The organism is Neobittarella massiliensis (ex Bilen et al. 2018) (genome assembly GCF_900289145.1).
Classification (GTDB): Bacteria; Bacillota; Clostridia; order Oscillospirales; family Ruminococcaceae; genus Neobittarella; species Neobittarella massiliensis.
The window spans coordinates 152,781-168,306 of sequence record NZ_OKQO01000005.1; the positions used below are offsets into that span (position 1 = coordinate 152,781).

The 15,526-nt window shown below is 58.8% G+C and carries 15 protein-coding genes; 2 read left to right on the plus strand and 13 right to left on the minus strand.

From position 1 onward, the window contains the following. Complete coding sequence (locus tag C6Y32_RS08260; protein ID WP_105204835.1) at positions 1–399, plus strand: heavy-metal-associated domain-containing protein; 399 nt, start codon at positions 1–3, stop codon at positions 397–399. An 838-nt stretch (positions 400–1,237) separates the two neighbouring features. On the opposite strand, the gene C6Y32_RS08275 is transcribed toward C6Y32_RS08260, so the two are convergent. The 7 genes from C6Y32_RS08275 to spoIVB form a co-directional block, all read right to left on the minus strand. After that, positions 1,238–1,768, minus strand: coding sequence for a 2-oxoacid:acceptor oxidoreductase family protein (locus tag C6Y32_RS08275; protein ID WP_105204838.1), 531 nt, complete (start codon positions 1,766–1,768; stop codon positions 1,238–1,240). A 1-nt stretch (position 1,769) separates the two neighbouring features. Beyond that, the gene (locus C6Y32_RS08280; protein ID WP_105204839.1) at positions 1,770–2,519 is read right to left on the minus strand and encodes a thiamine pyrophosphate-dependent enzyme; all 750 of its coding nucleotides are present in this window, start codon (positions 2,517–2,519) and stop codon (positions 1,770–1,772) included. Then, on the minus strand, positions 2,519–3,580 hold the full coding sequence (locus C6Y32_RS08285) for a 3-methyl-2-oxobutanoate dehydrogenase subunit VorB (RefSeq protein WP_105204840.1): 1,062 nt from the start codon (positions 3,578–3,580) through the stop codon (positions 2,519–2,521). The genes C6Y32_RS08280 and C6Y32_RS08285 overlap by 1 nt, the downstream gene beginning before the upstream one ends. A gap of 12 nt (positions 3,581–3,592) precedes the next feature. Beyond that, positions 3,593–3,799, minus strand: coding sequence for a 4Fe-4S dicluster domain-containing protein (locus C6Y32_RS08290; protein WP_105204841.1), 207 nt, complete (start codon positions 3,797–3,799; stop codon positions 3,593–3,595). A 2-nt stretch (positions 3,800–3,801) separates the two neighbouring features. After that, positions 3,802–4,521 carry a nucleotide-binding protein gene (locus tag C6Y32_RS08295; RefSeq protein WP_306418974.1) on the minus strand — a complete coding sequence of 240 codons (720 nt, stop codon included), beginning with the start codon at positions 4,519–4,521 and terminating at the stop codon, positions 3,802–3,804. A 429-nt stretch (positions 4,522–4,950) separates the two neighbouring features. Further along, the gene (spo0A, locus tag C6Y32_RS08300) at positions 4,951–5,733 is read right to left on the minus strand and encodes a sporulation transcription factor Spo0A (RefSeq protein ID WP_306418972.1); all 783 of its coding nucleotides are present in this window, start codon (positions 5,731–5,733) and stop codon (positions 4,951–4,953) included. Between the two features lie 520 nt (positions 5,734–6,253). Next, complete coding sequence (spoIVB, locus tag C6Y32_RS08305; RefSeq protein WP_105204844.1) at positions 6,254–7,543, minus strand: SpoIVB peptidase; 1,290 nt, start codon at positions 7,541–7,543, stop codon at positions 6,254–6,256. A gap of 1,045 nt (positions 7,544–8,588) precedes the next feature. On the opposite strand from spoIVB, the gene C6Y32_RS08310 reads away from it, so the two are divergent. Then, positions 8,589–8,996 (plus strand): hypothetical protein, encoded by a 408-nt coding sequence (locus C6Y32_RS08310; RefSeq protein WP_129589419.1) that lies wholly within the window; start codon positions 8,589–8,591, stop codon positions 8,994–8,996. Between the two features lie 126 nt (positions 8,997–9,122). Here the strand turns inward: C6Y32_RS08310 and C6Y32_RS08315 are convergent, their stop codons facing one another. From C6Y32_RS08315 to C6Y32_RS08340, 6 genes are all read right to left on the minus strand, one after another. Beyond that, positions 9,123–9,620: a GNAT family N-acetyltransferase gene (locus C6Y32_RS08315; RefSeq protein ID WP_105204846.1), complete on the minus strand. Its 498-nt coding sequence runs from the start codon at positions 9,618–9,620 to the stop codon at positions 9,123–9,125. A gap of 217 nt (positions 9,621–9,837) precedes the next feature. Next, positions 9,838–11,844, minus strand: coding sequence for a bifunctional 4-hydroxy-3-methylbut-2-enyl diphosphate reductase/30S ribosomal protein S1 (locus C6Y32_RS08320; RefSeq protein WP_243562631.1), 2,007 nt, complete (start codon positions 11,842–11,844; stop codon positions 9,838–9,840). Continuing rightward, entirely contained in the window at positions 11,841–12,446 is a 606-nt protein-coding gene (locus tag C6Y32_RS08325) for a lysophospholipid acyltransferase family protein (RefSeq protein ID WP_105204847.1), read from the minus strand. Before C6Y32_RS08325 ends, C6Y32_RS08320 begins: the two co-directional genes overlap by 4 nt. 116 nt (positions 12,447–12,562) lie before the next feature. Continuing rightward, positions 12,563–13,228 carry a (d)CMP kinase gene (cmk, locus tag C6Y32_RS08330; protein WP_105204848.1) on the minus strand — a complete coding sequence of 222 codons (666 nt, stop codon included), beginning with the start codon at positions 13,226–13,228 and terminating at the stop codon, positions 12,563–12,565. A 34-nt stretch (positions 13,229–13,262) separates the two neighbouring features. Continuing rightward, a complete protein-coding gene (locus C6Y32_RS08335; protein ID WP_105204849.1) occupies positions 13,263–14,528 on the minus strand; it encodes a BaiN/RdsA family NAD(P)/FAD-dependent oxidoreductase in 1,266 nt (421 codons plus the stop codon). Beyond that, entirely contained in the window at positions 14,515–15,402 is an 888-nt protein-coding gene (locus C6Y32_RS08340; protein WP_105204850.1) for a MurR/RpiR family transcriptional regulator, read from the minus strand. Before C6Y32_RS08340 ends, C6Y32_RS08335 begins: the two co-directional genes overlap by 14 nt. Positions 15,403–15,526: the final 124 nt, after the last annotated feature.

Consider the following 15,526-nt stretch of genomic DNA (forward strand, 5'->3'; position numbering starts at 1 on the left):
ATGCCTACTGTCATCGTCTGCGCCGTTTTGTTGCTGCTGGCTGTATTTGCTGTGCGCCACTACTGTAAAAAGCTGGCCTCGGGCTGCTGTGGAGCCGGCGGCGACCAGAGCCGCGTACAGCGCACGCCGGTGGCTGACCGCGACCTGCGGCACTACCCGTACAGCCACACCTTTGCCGTAGAGGGCATGACCTGCAAAAATTGCGCCGTCCGGGTCGAGAATGCGCTCAACGGCATCGATGGGGTATACGCCCAGGTCCACCTGGGAAAAAAGCAGGCAGTGGTACACACCAAACGCCCGCTCTCTGCCGGGGTATTGCGCCAAGCGGTAGCCAAAGCAGGGTATGCCCTGCGTACCGATACCAGCTCCGGTAATAAGCCGCCACTCGCCAGCCAGTAAGGCCCTACCAGTACCCCAGTACCTCCTGCGCCTGCCTCCCGCTGTAGGCGCCGCCGCCGACTGACGGCTCTCTTGCCGCAAACCGGCTATACGGCGGTAATCGGCATAGCGCTGCCCGCCACCCGGCAGCTGGTCTGGTCGGTGGCCGCCGCCCAAAACACTGCTTATCGCCGGCTTCTGGCCGGTGCGCTCTGGCTGTGCGCCCCGCAGAGCAGTCGGCCCGGTCTCGAGCTTGGCGGGGCCCGGCAGCACCCGCCGCGGCGAGCGCTGTTAGCTGTTGCCGGTCTGAATCTGTACTCGTTCTGGTTCTGGCGCTGATGTCAGTGCTGTTTCACCCCTTTGATGGGGGCACACACCGTACACACAATGCCCGGCCAGCTGGTGTTCACCGCACCTGCGGAGGGTCTGCACTTTTGCCTCTATCTGTTGGCTGCCGTCTATGCCGCCGGCTCATGATTGACCGGTGCCGATCAGTGCCGTGCTGTTTGCATTTGTACACCTCGCGCTGGCGTCACTCCGGGGAAGCTGATCCGCTTGCTGCCGGGCTTGCCGTTTAATCTGTGCGCCGAGCTCGGCCAGCTGTGTCCCGTATCCGCCTGAGCACTGGTCCACGTCCACGGGCTGCCAGATCGCGCCGCGACCCTGCTGTGGTGTGCCAGCCGCCTCTGTCGGCACCAGTGTCCTTCTCCCCATTTTGTCAGCCCCCTGCTGGTGTGCCGCGTCGGGTCAAACGCCCGGTACCCGATAGGCCCGACCGAGCAGGTAGCGGCAGCACGCCACCTAAAATAAAAAGAGCCGACGGCCCATTTTCGGGTCCGCCGGCTCTCTCTTTTTTCTGTTACAGGCTCATACCCAATTGGATGGCCTCAAAGTTTTTCTCGACCAGATGTTGTTTAGAGGCCGGAACGCTCTTCTCGATACCTTTTTTGATCTCATCGAGAGTGAGGAACTGGGTCTCCCCCAGCAGCTTGCCCAACAGCACGATGTTGGCCAGCCCCTTTAAGCCCCGCTCCTCGGCCAGCGCGGTGGCGGGCACATAGTGGATGTGCACCCCTTCTACCTCGTCGCGGTCAGCGATCAGGGTGCTGTCTACCACCGCCGTACCGCCGGGGGTAACGGTATGAATAAACTTGTCGTACGAAGGCTTGTTCATGACCAGCAGCAGGTCCGGTGCCAGCACCAACGGCGAACCGATAGGCTCATCAGAGATACACACGCTGCAGTTGGCAGTGCCGCCGCGCATCTCGGGCCCGTACGAAGGCAGCCACGACACCTGTTTACCGGCCATCAGTCCGCCGTAAGCCGATACTTTGCCGCAAAAAAGGATGCCCTGACCGCCAAAGCCGGCCAGCAAAATATTGTGGGTCATCTTATTTCGCCTCCCCGTCAATGTCTTTATAAACGCCCAGCGGGTAGTAGGGCAGCATGTTCTCGCGCAGCCAATCCAGTGCCTCTACCGGCGACAGGCCCCAGTTGGTGGGGCAGCTCGAGAGGATCTCGACGATCGAGAAACCCTTTTTGTCGATCTGGTTCTGGAATGCTTTCTTAATGGCCTTTTTGGCCTCTTTCACGTGGGGCACGCTGTCCACAGCCACCCGCTGTGCCAGCGCGGTGCCGCTCAAAGTCGAGAGCATCTCGCAAACCCGCACCGGGTAACCGGCCGTAGAGGTGTCGCGTCCGTAAGGGGTGGTCTGGGTGATCTGCCCCGGCAGCGAGGTGGGGGCCATTTGGCCGCCGGTCATGCCGTAGATGGCGTTGTTGACAAAAATGACGGTGATGTTCTCACCGCGGGTGGCTGCGTGGACCGTCTCGGCGGTGCCGATGGCGGCCAGGTCGCCGTCGCCCTGATAGGTGAACACCACCCCGTCGGGCAGGGCGCGCTTTACGCCGGTGGCCACTGCCGGCGCTCTGCCGTGCGGGGCCTCGATCATGTCACAGGTAAAGTAGTCATAGGCCATAACGGCGCAGCCCACCGGGGCGATCCCCACCGCTTTGTCCTCGATCTGAAGCTCGTCGAGCACCTCGGCCACCAGGCGGTGGATGATGCCGTGGGTACAGCCGGGGCAGTAGTGGAACACAGCGTCGGTAAGCGCTTTGGGTTTTTGGAATACGATGGCCATTATTGCACACCTCCTGCGATTTTTTCGATCTCGGCCAGCACCTCGGCCGGAGTGGGGATCACGCCGCCGGTGCGGCCGAAAAAGTGCACCGGCACTTTGCCGTTCGCCGCCAGGCGCACATCGTCTACCATCTGGCCCATGCTCATCTCCACGCACAGCATAGCTTTACAGCTGTCTGCCGCCTGGGCGATGACCTTCTCGGGGAACGGCCACAGCGTAATGGGCCGTATCACACCGACTTTCAGTCCTTTGGCGCGGGCCGATTTCACCGCGCTGTTGACGATGCGGGCAGTGGCGCCGTAGGCCACCACTACGATATCGGCGTCCTCGGTGTACTGGCTCTCCACCAGCACCTCGTTCTCTTTTACCACTTCATAGCGGGCAAAACGCTGCCGCACCAGGTCTTCCAGGTCCTCGGGCTTTAGGTACAGCGAGTTTACGATGTTGTGGGGCCGCTTGCCGCCGTGGCCGGTGGTGGCCCAGGGTTTTTCGATCGGGTGGGCCTGTACTTCGGGGAACTCCACCGGCTCCATCATCTGGCCCAGCATACCGTCGGCCAGGATCATGGCCGGCATGCGGTACTTGTCGGCCAGATCAAAGGCGGTAAAGGTAAGGTTCACCATCTCCTGAATGGTGCTGGGGGCAAATACCAGGTTGAAAAAGTCGCCGTGACCAGAGGCGTGGGTGGCCTGCCAGTAGTCGGCCTGCGAAGGCTGGATACCACCCAGACCGGGGCCGCCGCGCATCACGTTGACGATGAGGCAGGGCAGGTCAGAGCCGGCTATGTACGAGATCCCTTCGCTCTTTAAGCTGATGCCCGGCGAGGAGGAGGAGGTCATGACCCGCTTGCCGGTGCTGGCAGCGCCCAACACCATGTTGATGGCCGCCACTTCGCTCTCAGCCTGCAAAAAAGTGCCGCCGATCTTGGGCATGCGCTTGGCCATGTAGGCCGATACCTCTGTCTGCGGGGTGATGGGGTAACCGAAGAAGTGGCGGCAGCCGGCGCGGATGGCGGCCTCGGCCAAGGCTTCGTTTCCCTTCATTAAAACTCTGTCTGTCATACTCTCCCTACCTTACCTTTCTACAGTGATGGCCACATCGGGGCACATGGTCGCGCACATGGCGCAGCCGATGCAGGCGCCTTCATCTATGCACTGGGCCGGGTGGTAACCCTTGGCGTTGAGTAGCTCCTGCGCCAAGGCAATGATCTGCTTGGGGCAGGCCTGTACGCACAGGCCGCAGCCCTTACAGAGATCGGTGTTCACGGTGATTTTCGCCATCTCTATTCCTCCATATCTCGGCGCTGCCACACCGGGCCAACATAAATGTCGACCGGGGTGATGCGCTCTATCAGCGCGCTGAGTTGTGGGTACAGCGCGCGCTCGACCAAAGTGGTCACCAACGGCAGCTGGCTCAACTGCGCCAGCTGCTCAGCAAAGGGCTGAGCATTTAAAATGTCCTCTGCTGTGGTGTCGTAAGAAAGGTTCGAGGCATTTATGATGCCGGTAGCCGGCAGGCGAGAGGTGGCCTCGATCTCCCGCAGCACCGCCAGCGCCTCTTCGGGCTGTCGGGTCAGGTAGCGGTAACAGTTGCACACGTACCAGTGGGCGGCGCCGCAGTTTAAAAATTCCTGCCGGTAGCGGCCCAGAGCAGCGGCACCGGCATCGTCCCCGCCCACGTCAAAGATGGTATAGCCCTCTTTTTTGGCAAATACCGACTGGACTTCGGCGGTGATGGCGGGGATATCTAAGTTGGTGCCCGCATACATAGGGGCGATGATGTCGACCCCCTTTTTAAAAAACAGATCGCGAAAATCGCTGGTCCTGAAATAGGGGTTGACAATGTCTAGGTCGACCACCGTTACCTGCTGGCCGGCCTGTGCCAGCTGCAGGGCCATATTGACAGCAAAATTGGTCTTGCCGCTGCCGTAGTGGCCGGTGATGACCGTCATGCGGGGGATAGACTGGATATCGATAGGTATTCCTCCTAAAAGCGGGGCCAGAGCCCGATCGCTTTATCGCTTTAAACCTTTTAAGTGGGCAAAAGAAATCCCGACATTCGGGATTTCCCCTATTATACCACCTTATAAGACAAAGGACAAATGGGGATTGATGGGTGAGGCATGGAAAAAAGCAGACTGCGAGCTGGAAAATTTAGAAAGATCTACAAAGAGCAGGTCAATCGGCAAATCAGACGAATCCGTACTTTTGCCCAGTAAAGCGTTCACCGCTCTTAGCACCAGATCCGTATTCGGCCTGCCACCGTGTCCCCGTATCCACGTGTCCCCTGTTGGCGGTGCGGCGGGCCCGCACGATAACAGAGGTGTCGGGGCTACGGGCAAAAAAATATCTTGCGCTCTCGTGATGAAGCGCAAGATGTCTGTGTGTATGGGGGTGCTGCTACTGTATACATGGTCTTATGGTCTTTATGGTCAGACGGTCATGCCTTTTTTGAGCGACAGTTTCATGCGGTCGGCGATCATGGCGATAAACTCAGAGTTGGTGGGTTTGCCCCGCAGCGCGTTGACCGTATAGCCAAAGTAGGTATTGAGCACGTCGATATCGCCGCGGTCCCAGGCCACCTCGATCGCGTGGCGGATAGCGCGCTCCACGCGGGAGGCAGAGGTGCCGTGCATCTTGGCTACGGTGGGGTACAAAAGCTTGGTCACCGAGCCCAGCATCTCACTGTTCTCGATGCACAGCTGGATGGCGTCGCGGATGTAGTGGTAGCCCTTGATATGGGCGGGCACCCCGATCATGTGCAGTGTCTCGGTGATAGAGATCTCCAGGTCGGTGGCGGTGACCGGAGCGGGAGCCAAGGTGCCGGCGGGGCCTGCCTCGCTCATACCGCACAGGCTGGCAATGCGTTTAGAGAGGACATCCATATCGAACGGCTGGATGGCACAGTAGTTGCAGCCGGCAGCCAACAGCTGGTTCTCGATGGCAAAATTGTTAAAGCTCAATACACAGATGTACACCGGTCTCTTCTCAGCGCCCGACTCCTTTACCGCCTGCATAACGGCGATGGCATCTAAGCCGGACATAAAGGCGTCCATGATAACTACCTGCGGATGGTCGGCCGAAATGTGCTCGAGCACCTGTTTGCCGTCTTTCTTGGTCGTCTGGACCTCAAACCCCTTAGATTTGAGTACATCTGCACAAACCCTGCCAAATTCGGCGCTGTCGTCTGCGATCAACACGGATACCTTGTTCACAATATCTTCCTCCTAAACTATTAAAACCGGCACTTTGTATTTCCCCAGACAAAACGGGCCTCGGTGCCTGATGGCAGAGGGGTCCTTTCATCTGGAAGTTGCTACATAAAAGTGACTACTGCTGCGAGAGAGGCGCCCCCACCTTGTTTTTGGAGCTGCCGCCGCGCATCTGGTTTGGAGCTCAAAACTGACCCTGTGCCCCTGCCGTGGCCAAACGCGGTGTCCTCTATTACTTGTAACTGTACACACCGCAGGCACACCCGTCAAGGTGTGCCGCCGGGACATGCAGGTGGCGGCCTGCCGGTCTTTCGCAATAGATGTCGCCGCCTGCCATAAAGGCGCACAGACGGGCGATATCATAAGCAGAGACCCTGCAGTTTGCGGTGCGTTTGATAGAATTTGTGTAGCTACTGTAATCTATACCAGTATTTTACCATTATTTGTAAATATGTCAATAGAATTAGCTGGAAAATATTGGATTTCGGAAAAATATTTTACCGACTGTAGAATAGGGACATTTCTATTGGGCATTCCCCTCAATTTGTCGGGCAGTATCGTACATGTTTTCAGCGAATATGCCGTAGCCGCGGGTTGGATCATTGACCAAAACGTGGGTGACTGCCCCGACAAGTTGCCCATTTTGCAGGATGGGACTGCCGCTCATGCCCTGCACGATGCCCCCTGTTTTCGACAAAAGTATACCGTCTGTAATGTGTATGACCATGTTCCGCGTCTTTTCGCGGTCGTTTAGCCCCACTTTTTCGATTTCTATGTCGTATAGGGTCGGGGTCTCGCCGTCGATGGTCGTCAAGATTTGGGCGGCACCGGCTTTTACCTCCTGTTTGTAGGCGATGGGCAGCGTCTCCCCTTCTGCCTGGCGGTAGTACTGGCCATACACGCCGGTCTCGCCGTTTTGCTTGAGGCTGCCCAAAACACTGCTGTTAAAAAAGTTGCCGCGCAGTTCGCCGGGGGTGCCCGCCTTTCCCTTTTTAACTCCGCTGATCGCCGCATCGACGATCTCGCCGTTTTCCAGCGGCATGATCTCCCGGGTGTCGGAATCGCTGATGCCGTGCCCCAGGCCGGCAAATACGCCGCGAGTGGCGTCGATAAAGGTCATGGTGCCGATGCCGGCGGTGGAGTCGCGCACCCAGATACCGATCTTGTAGCCGCCGTCTTTAGATTCTACCGGCTGGATGCTGGTATACCCGTCCGATCCGTCGCGGCGGTAGTGGATGTTGAGCTTGTCTCCGGTGCGGGCCAGCGCGATGAGATCGTCGTTAGACTTGACCGTCTGGCTGTTTACCTGCACGATGACGTCCCCCACTTTCAGCCCCGCCTTCTCGCCGGGGTTCTCGCTGCCCGACTTGGTCTGAACCGGTGAGATGCCCACCACGACCACGCCGTCGGTGAACATCTTCACCCCAAACGGCTCGCCCGAAACTACCACCTGCGGCTTATCGGCCACCGAGACGTGGACGTCTTTGATGGGGATGACTCCAAATAGGTTTACATCTGTAAAAAAGTTTTGATTGAGGCCGGTGCTGGCCTCCGCCGCTTTTTGGCCGGTACCGCTGGAAAAATGCAGCAGCTCGTTGCCCGAAAAATAGGCCGAGTCTGCCGACTGCATGTAAAAACTGTCGGGCAGTGTTTTCTGGTAGTAACTCACAGCACCAAACAGCGGCATCGTAACCACCAAAGCAGCGGCAGCCAGCCGCTGCACCCAGCCCTTGATGCCCGCCCGGCGCTGGAACATGGCCGGTAGCTTCACCGGCCGGCGGGGCTCATGTTCCCCGCGGTGTTTTTTTAGCATAGATAGCGACCCCCTGTACCGTTTAGCCCAGCGCGGTGCACCCAACTGATTGCCAGCGTGCAGGCGCGGCGATTGATGGCCCCGCCGCCAAGCTTTTCTTCTGCGCGGTGAGACAGTATCAGTGTTTGCCTGGCTCCGGCGAATATGTGCGGCAAGTTTTGCATGACGCGCAGCCGCTCACCGGCAAATTTTTATGTAAGGCAGGTGTTAGGTGTACGCTCTCTAAGGTAACTTTTGGACGGGGTTGAATTTTGGCACAATCTGCGCTGATCGGTGCTTTTTTGCCGCAGTAAGCTGTACGGCAGATAAGCAGTAGACTGCGTCCACGGCGCCGTATTCCATCTTTATAAAATTTACATACCGCGTTTTTATACCGTGGGCAAGGTACTGTTTCTTTTCCCTGCAGGCATTCGGCCTGCAGCAGATACAGCACTGCAACTGTGGGTAGACCGGCCCACAGATCTTACCTGTTTTCGCAAAGTACGGCCCGGCCGCCAGCAACTAGGCTACCTGCCGCTACGCAAAAATACTGCCGATACAGCAACATCCCTATCGATAGTTTGCCCACCGCTGCCGTTGTATCACCGCTGATCAGCTGTTATACTGATAAAAAGATCTGCATTTCATATTTTCTATTTTATGATCACTAAAAATACTGTACGGTAAAAAATAGAGGGAATAAAAAGTATACAGATCTATGCACACGCCAGTTTTTGATCTGTTTTTTATGTAAAATTTGATCGTGCGCTTTTGAAATGTCCCTGCCGTTTTCCGGGGTCATCCAATTAAAAATATATTCATATTTAGATAGTCTCCTGCTCCACGCGCAGGAAGAGCAGCGGCAAACATCTTTTGCGAGATCGCCCTAAAGTCAAATGTCGGCCTGTAGCATCGCGCCTGCCAGCGCTATCTATGGCCGCCACACATCTCTAAAATCAGGGCCAGCTAATGAACAGGCCGGGCTTGCAGAGCTTCCGCACGAGTTTTTCGCGCTTTTCACCAGGCCATACAACAGCACACACCTAAATCAAAGGAGGGGTACAAGATGTCACCAGTTAGAAAATGTGCGGTGGGTCTGTTGCTCACGGCCAGCATTGCGGCAATGTTTCTGCCCTGGTTTGGCGGTGCCCGCGGCGTGCAGGAGATATCGGGCACATTGGTACTGCAAGATCCACGCACACTGCTCTGCCTGGCGATAGCGGTGTTGGGGCTATGTACCGCCGGTAAATACCGGGTGCCGCTATTCTGGCTGGGTATGGGCGGTATCACCACACTGGAAGCAGCCTATTTCCTCACCTGGCACATCGAGACGGTCAGCGGGGCATTTTCGCTGTCTCAGAGCTTTCATCTGGCCTATCCAGAATTTTATGTGGGTCTGGGGCTGGCGGCGGCTACCCTCATCGCCTACGGCATCTTGGGCCCCCGATCAGCAGTGCACCGCGGCCCATGCTGACCACCCAAATAGCTATGACGAAGAGGGCCGATACCTCCAACAGGTATCGGCCCTCTTCTTTATCGTTGCTGCTCTTAATCAGCGGTACTGTACCCCTTTTTGCCCTCTAGACTATCCTGCCCGGCATCAGTCACCGCAACAATCACCGCCAGTTGCGGCTGGCAGCTGTGCCGTGCTCTCATCAGCCCGGCGCATATACAGCAGAGCAAAGGGGCGCCCCTGCTGATCGGTGTCGCTACGGCGCTCTGCAACAAACCCCATGTGCCGGTAAAACCCCACTGCCGCATGGTTTTGCTCATTGACGGTGAGCGTCTCTAGCTGCCAGCGCCGAACACCGTAACGGAGCAGCGTGCCGCCGACCCCCTGCCCGCGGGCAGCCGGGTCTAAAAACAGCATCTCCAGGTGGCGGTCGTTTGCTCCCATAAAACCCAATAACGCCCCGTCCGCGGCGACCGCCACTGCCAGCTGTGGCACGGCGGCCAATGCCCCAGGTACCTCCAGGGCGATGGCTGCTCTATCTGTATCGCTCAAAAATGTATGGGTCGCCCGCACCGACCGATCCCACAGAGCTGTCAGCACCTGTATCTGCTGCGAGCCGCGCACTGCCGGTTCAATGATCTGCATCTGTCTTCCCCCCTATTTACGTGAGCGCCGCACACCCACCGCTGAGGTCGGCGGTAGGTGTACAGCCGCGGCAGGCCAGGCTTGTACCCGCTGGTCCACCTTTTTCGGCGGCAGCGCTTTACGCTACCACCTCAAGGCAAAAAACGGAGCACAGCAAATGCTGCGCTCCGTCTAAACGTGCTCTGTCACTCTGTGTCCAGTACACAAAAATCTCGGATTAACCCTCGAAATCGGAATCCTCGGTGGAGTAGACCACGGCGTCTTCCATGCTTCTGCTGCTGTGCTCGGCTCTGGGCTGGTTCTCCAGCAGAGCGCGCATCGACAGGCTCACGCGCTTTCTGTCGATGTCGGCCTCGGTGATCTTGCAGTCGACCACGTCGCCAACTTTCAGCACATCGGCCACTTTCTCAACTCTCTCGTTAGAGATCTGCGAGATATGGATCAGGCCGTCCACACCGTCGATGATGCGGGCAAAGGCGCCAAAAGAGGTGATGGAGACGATGGTCGCCTTGACTTCGTCGCCCACATGGTAGTTGGCCTGGAAGATGTTCCAGGGGTTGTCCGCCTCTTTTTTGTAGCCCAGAGAGATCTTCTTGTTCTCGAAGTCGATATCTTTGATATACACTTCGACGGTGTCGCCCACTTTGACGACTTCGCTGGGATGTTTGATGCGCTTCCAGCTCAGCTCGCTGATGTGAGCCATGCCGTCTACGCCGCCCAGATCGATAAAGGCACCGTAAGAGGTCAGCGATTTGACCACGCCGGAGTACACTTTGCCGATCTCCACCGAGTTCCAGAAGGCCTCGGCGATGGCTTTGTTCTTCTCGACCAGAACAGCTTTGATAGAGCCGATAGCGCGGGCGCGGCGCTCGTTGGTCTCGATGATCTTAAACTCGACCTGCTGGCCTTTCAGGGCCTGCAGATCTTCGCCCCGGCGCAGGGTAGCCAGCGAGGCGGGCACGAACACTTTTACGCCGTGTACGGTGACCAGCACACCGCCTTTGATCACGTCGGTCACGACACCCTCAAGGACGGTACCTTCTTCTTCTGCCTTCATGATCTTGTCGAAGCCTTCGATCGCATCGTAGCGCTTTTTAGAAAGCAGAGCTGTTCCTTCCTGGTCATTCACCCGCATGACGATCACGTTGATCTCCTCGTCCTTTGCGACCAGCTGATCGCAGGAAGAAACGGTGGAGTCGCTGGTGAGCTCACTGAGGGGAATGAAACCGGTGTGTTTGGTGCCGATGTCTACCGTGACCTCGTTGGGGGCGACACTGGTGATGACGCCCTTGACGCGCTGCCCGATATATACCGGCTTAAGGCTCTCCTCCAAAGCTTTCTCGAAGCTGAATTCTTCGCCTTGCACATCGTTTAGCAGTTCACTCATTGTATGTAGTACCTCCTTGATTATACGAGCAGGAGTCGACGCTCCGGCTGTAACTCCTATTATTTTAGCACATAAAATGTCCTGTTGCAACATTTCTTGCGCGGTTTCTAGCAGGATGGTGCGACAATTTTTTTCGCATACTTCCCGCAGTTTCGCGGTGTTGGAGCTGTGCCGGTCTCCCACCACCACCATCAGGTCACAGCGCTGCGAGAGCTCCTCGGCCTCCTGCTGGCGGCTGGCGGTGGCGCCGCACACAGTGTCGAATATCTCGAGCTTTTGGCACCTGCGGGCGGCGATCTCTTTGGCCTGCTGCCAGTTGCCCACATGGTAGGTGGTCTGGCTGCACATAGATACCGGGCGCTGCTCCAACTGGTGCGCGGTGATGAGCGCCTCGAGTTGGGCAGGGGTCGAAAACACGTAGTGCTCGCCGGTACAAAAGCCGGTGATGCCCACCACCTCCGGGTGCTCGGGGTCGCCGGCGATGAGCAGCACGTCCCCCCGCCGCGAACGCTCGGCCGCGATCTGGTGTATCTTGGCCACAAAGGGGCAGGTGCAGTCCTCGCAGCGAAGGCCCAGCCGCTCGATCTCGTCGTACACCGACTGTGGCACCCCGTGGGAGCGAATGATGAGCACCCCGTCTGTGGGCGCCTGGTCGGGGCTGCAGCAGATAAACACCCCTTTTTTCTCCAGGTCGGCCACCACGTTGGCGTTGTGGATGATGGGGCCCAGCGTGCAGACCTTGACGCCGCTCTCGGCCAGTTCATACACCTTGCCCACCGCCCGGTCTACCCCAAAGCAAAAACCGGCGGTCTTCGCCAAAATGATCTGCGCGCTCACTGGGCACTCTCCCACAGTGCCTGCATCTGCTCGGTGAGCACCTTTTTGGCCGCACGCAGCTGGCTGGGGGCGTGGATATCGGTGAGGCCCAGATCGCTGTTTTTGATCATCTTGCCGTAGGTGACGTCCACCCGGGTAAAGATCTTCAGCTTTTTAGGGCCGCTGACGATGACCGGCAGGATATCGGCCCCGGTCTGGGCAGCCACCACGATCGCGCCCGACTTGAGGCGCTGCAGCTTGCCGTCTTTCGAGCGGGTCCCCTCGGGGAAGATGCCCAGTATCTTCCCCTGACGGATCCTCTCGCCGGCGGCGTCGATGGCGCCGGTATCTCCTTTTCCCCGCTCTACCGGAAAGGTTCCCAGGTGCGAGATGATAAAGCCCAGCGGCTTAAATTTGAAGAGCTCGGCCTTGGCCATATAACAGATCTGGCCCGGCACCTTCAGGGCGATAAAAATAGGGTCTTTTTGTGAGATGTGGTTGGAGCACAGCACATAGCCGCCCCCCTGCGGAATATTTTCCAGCCCGTGGTAGCGGACGCGGTACAGCGCGCCAAAGATGCCGTGTACCAGCCCGCGGGCAAATCTGTAAAAACCGTCTATCATCTGTCGACCTCTCCCCCGCCGCCGGTATGTTTGCGCCCCGGCGGCGCATCTGTTCAAACGTATTCGGTGGTATTCGGCAGTCGGCACTCGCCCATCGGGCCGCCGGCTACCGGCGCTCACAAGCTGTTTTTGATCAGCACCACCAGCGCAGCTACGCTCTGCTGGATATCCATCTCGCCGGTGTCGAGCAGATGGGCGTCGTCGGCCCTCTTGAGCGGGGCTACCGCGCGGTGCGAGTCGTTGTAGTCGCGCTGCTCGATGTCCGCGAGTATCTGCTCATAGGTCATCTGCTCGCCTTTTTGAGCCAACTCGGCGTGGCGGCGGCGGGCTCGCACCTGGGCCGACGCTGTCAGGTAGACCTTTACCTGGGCGTCTGGCAGCACCACGGTGCCGATATCGCGGCCGTCCATGATCACGTCGTTTCGCCGGGCCAGCGAGCGCTGGGTCTCCATCAAAAAATCGCGCACCTCGGGCAGCGCCGACACCGCCGATGACCCCATGCTCATCTCGGGGGTGCGGATGAAGTCGCTCACGTCGCGCTCGCCCACAAATACCCGCTGTACGCCATCTATATAGCGCAGGTCCAGCTGCAGGCCGGGCAGCGCGGCGATGACCGCCGGGCTGTCTTGCGGGTCGATGCCGCGATCTACGACATACCAGGCCACAGCCCGGTACAGCGCGCCGGTGTCCACGTAGATATAGCCCAGCTCGGCTGCCGCCGCCCGGGCGATGGTGCTCTTACCGGCCCCGGCGGGGCCGTCTATTGCTACTGCGATATGCATAGAAATCCATTCTCCTTGCTCGTGTGTCGTGATCTTACAGCCCTCCGGCCCCTCGTTTGGCCAAAATATCTCTGGCGGCCAAATACGCGGTGGAAAAGGCGATCTGCAGGTTAAAGCCGCCGGTGTAGCCGTCCACATCCAGCACCTCGCCCACAAAGTAGAGGCCGGGCCGCTCTTTTATCTGCATGCTGCCCGGCTGCACCTGCCGCACATCCACCCCGCCGCGGGTGATGATGGCCTCGGCAATGGGCCGAAAGCCGGCAAAGGTCAGCGGCAGGCACTTGAGCAGGTCCCGCAGTGCAGCCCGCTGGGCTCTGGTCAGCTGATTGGCCTTTTCGGTGGCCGGCACCCCGCTCAGGGCGCACACGGTACCGATGAGCTTTTGCGGCAAAAGGCCCGCCAGCAGGTTCGAAAAATTCTTGTTGGGGTTTTCCTCCACATCCCGCAAGATGCGGCGATCCAGCTGCTGGGCGGTGAGTCCCGGCTTTAGATCGATCTGAAGCCGGTAGCGACCGGGGACATCCTCCATGTGACCGCTGGCCGACAGCACCAGCGGCCCGGAAACGCCAAAATGAGTAAACAGCAGCTCGCCCAGTTGGCTGAACACCGGCCGGTCTTTCTTCTGCGTGTCGCGCACCGTCAGGGTGGCATTTCGCAGCGACAGCCCCATCAGGTTTTTGCACCAAGGCTCTTTTACCACCATGGGGATCAGGGATGGGCTGCAGGCGGTCACCGGCAGGTCCAGTGCGGCGGCAAAGCGGTGGCCGTCGCCGTCGCTGCCGGTCTGCGGGTAAGACAGCCCGCCGGTGGCCACTACCACCTGGGGCGCAAAAAAGTCGCCGCTGGCGGCAGTCTCTACCCGGTAGCCGCCGTCAGCGGGGGCGATGGCCGTCACCCGGTCCTGTAAAATGGTCACCCCCTGCGCGCGGGCGGTCTGCACCAGCGCGTCGGCCACCTGGTGCGCCGAGTCGGATACCGGGAATACCCGCGCCCCCCGCTCGGTCTTCAGCGGCACGCCCAGAGCCGTAAAGTAGTCTTTGGTATCCTGGGTAGAAAAGGCATTTATGGCGCTGTAGAGAAAGCGCCAGTTGCGGGGGACATTTTTTAAAAACGTCTCGCTGTCGCAGTCGTTTGTCAGGTTGCAGCGGCCCTTACCGGTGATGCGCAGCTTGCGCCCGAGTTGGGCGTTTTTCTCGATCAGCAGCACCGGTACACCGCCGGCCGACAGCTGGCAGGCACAAAACAGGCCAGCCGCGCCGCCGCCCACCACCACGGTGGGTGGCGCACTATTTTTTTTCATAAACTTCCCCTATATTCTCGTAGATCTGGTACTCGTCCCAAATGGTCTCCAGCCGGCCCAGCGTCTGGTACAGCTCGGCCTGCTTGCGCTGCCCCAGCGCCACGATCAGGGCATTGATCAGGCTCATGGGGGCCACCAGCGAGTCGACGAACGAGATCATCTCGCTCTTGGCGTACAGTACGGTATCGGCCAGCGTGGCGATGGGCGACTTTTCGCTGTCGGTGATCGATATCACCTTGGCCCCGCACTTCTGTGCGTAGGTCAGAGCGCGCACCGTTTTTTTGGAGTAGCGGGGGAAGCTGATGCCCACGATGACGTCCCCCTCGGCGATGCGGATGATCTGCTCAAACACATCCGAGCCGTTGTCGCCCGACACCAGCTGCACGTTTTCAAAGATCATGTTGAAGTAGTAGCTCATAAACGCCGACAGGCTAGAGGCGCCGCGCATGCCGATGATATAGATCTTTTTGGCCGCCAGCAGCGTCTCCACCGCCCGGGCGAAATCCTCTTTTTCAATGGCCTGGTCGGTCTTGCGCACGGTGGCGATATCCATCTCCAGCACCCGCGAGAGCACGTCGTGGTCGCCGATCTGCTCGGTGGTGACCCGCATGCGCTGCACCGCGTTGAGGTTGCGCTTGATGAGCTCTTTGAGCGAGCGCTGAAATTGGGGGTAGCCCTCAAAGCCCACCTCCATGGCAAAGCGGACCACCGTGGACTCGGACACGCCCACCTCGCGACCCAGTTTCGAGGCGGTCATGAAAGCCGCCTTGTCGTAATTTTCAAAAATATAGGCGGCAATCTTTTTTTGCCCCTTGGAAAAGACGCCCATCTTCTCCTCGATGCTGCGCAGCAGTCCGTTGACCGGGTGTGCCATATCTCTCGCCCCACTTAGCAAAATTTGCCGCCGCGCCGCCGGCCGCCGGTCCCCGATCTCGTTTTCCGCGCACCGAGACGGGCCGCCAAAGCCCGCCCCACCGCGTTTTTGGGGCACCTGCGCG

Excerpts from the sequence above, each read along its gene's own strand:
- C6Y32_RS08340 (WP_105204850.1), bottom strand. The coding sequence starts at position 15,402 with ATGGCACACCCGGTCAACGGACTGCTGCGCAGCATCGAGGAGAAGATG.
- C6Y32_RS08315 (WP_105204846.1), bottom strand. The coding sequence starts at position 9,620 with ATGCAGATCATTGAACCGGCAGTGCGCGGCTCGCAGCAGATACAGGTG.
- cmk (WP_105204848.1), bottom strand. The coding sequence starts at position 13,228 with ATGCATATCGCAGTAGCAATAGACGGCCCCGCCGGGGCCGGTAAGAGC.
- C6Y32_RS08290 (WP_105204841.1), bottom strand. The coding sequence starts at position 3,799 with ATGGCGAAAATCACCGTGAACACCGATCTCTGTAAGGGCTGCGGCCTG.
- C6Y32_RS08275 (WP_105204838.1), bottom strand. The coding sequence starts at position 1,768 with ATGACCCACAATATTTTGCTGGCCGGCTTTGGCGGTCAGGGCATCCTT.
- C6Y32_RS08335 (WP_105204849.1), bottom strand. The coding sequence starts at position 14,528 with ATGAAAAAAAATAGTGCGCCACCCACCGTGGTGGTGGGCGGCGGCGCG.
- spoIVB (WP_105204844.1), bottom strand. The coding sequence starts at position 7,543 with ATGCTAAAAAAACACCGCGGGGAACATGAGCCCCGCCGGCCGGTGAAG.
- C6Y32_RS08260 (WP_105204835.1), top strand. The coding sequence starts at position 1 with ATGCCTACTGTCATCGTCTGCGCCGTTTTGTTGCTGCTGGCTGTATTT.
- C6Y32_RS08325 (WP_105204847.1), bottom strand. The coding sequence starts at position 12,446 with ATGATAGACGGTTTTTACAGATTTGCCCGCGGGCTGGTACACGGCATC.
- C6Y32_RS08285 (WP_105204840.1), bottom strand. The coding sequence starts at position 3,580 with ATGACAGACAGAGTTTTAATGAAGGGAAACGAAGCCTTGGCCGAGGCC.
- C6Y32_RS08310 (WP_129589419.1), top strand. The coding sequence starts at position 8,589 with ATGTCACCAGTTAGAAAATGTGCGGTGGGTCTGTTGCTCACGGCCAGC.
- C6Y32_RS08280 (WP_105204839.1), bottom strand. The coding sequence starts at position 2,519 with ATGGCCATCGTATTCCAAAAACCCAAAGCGCTTACCGACGCTGTGTTC.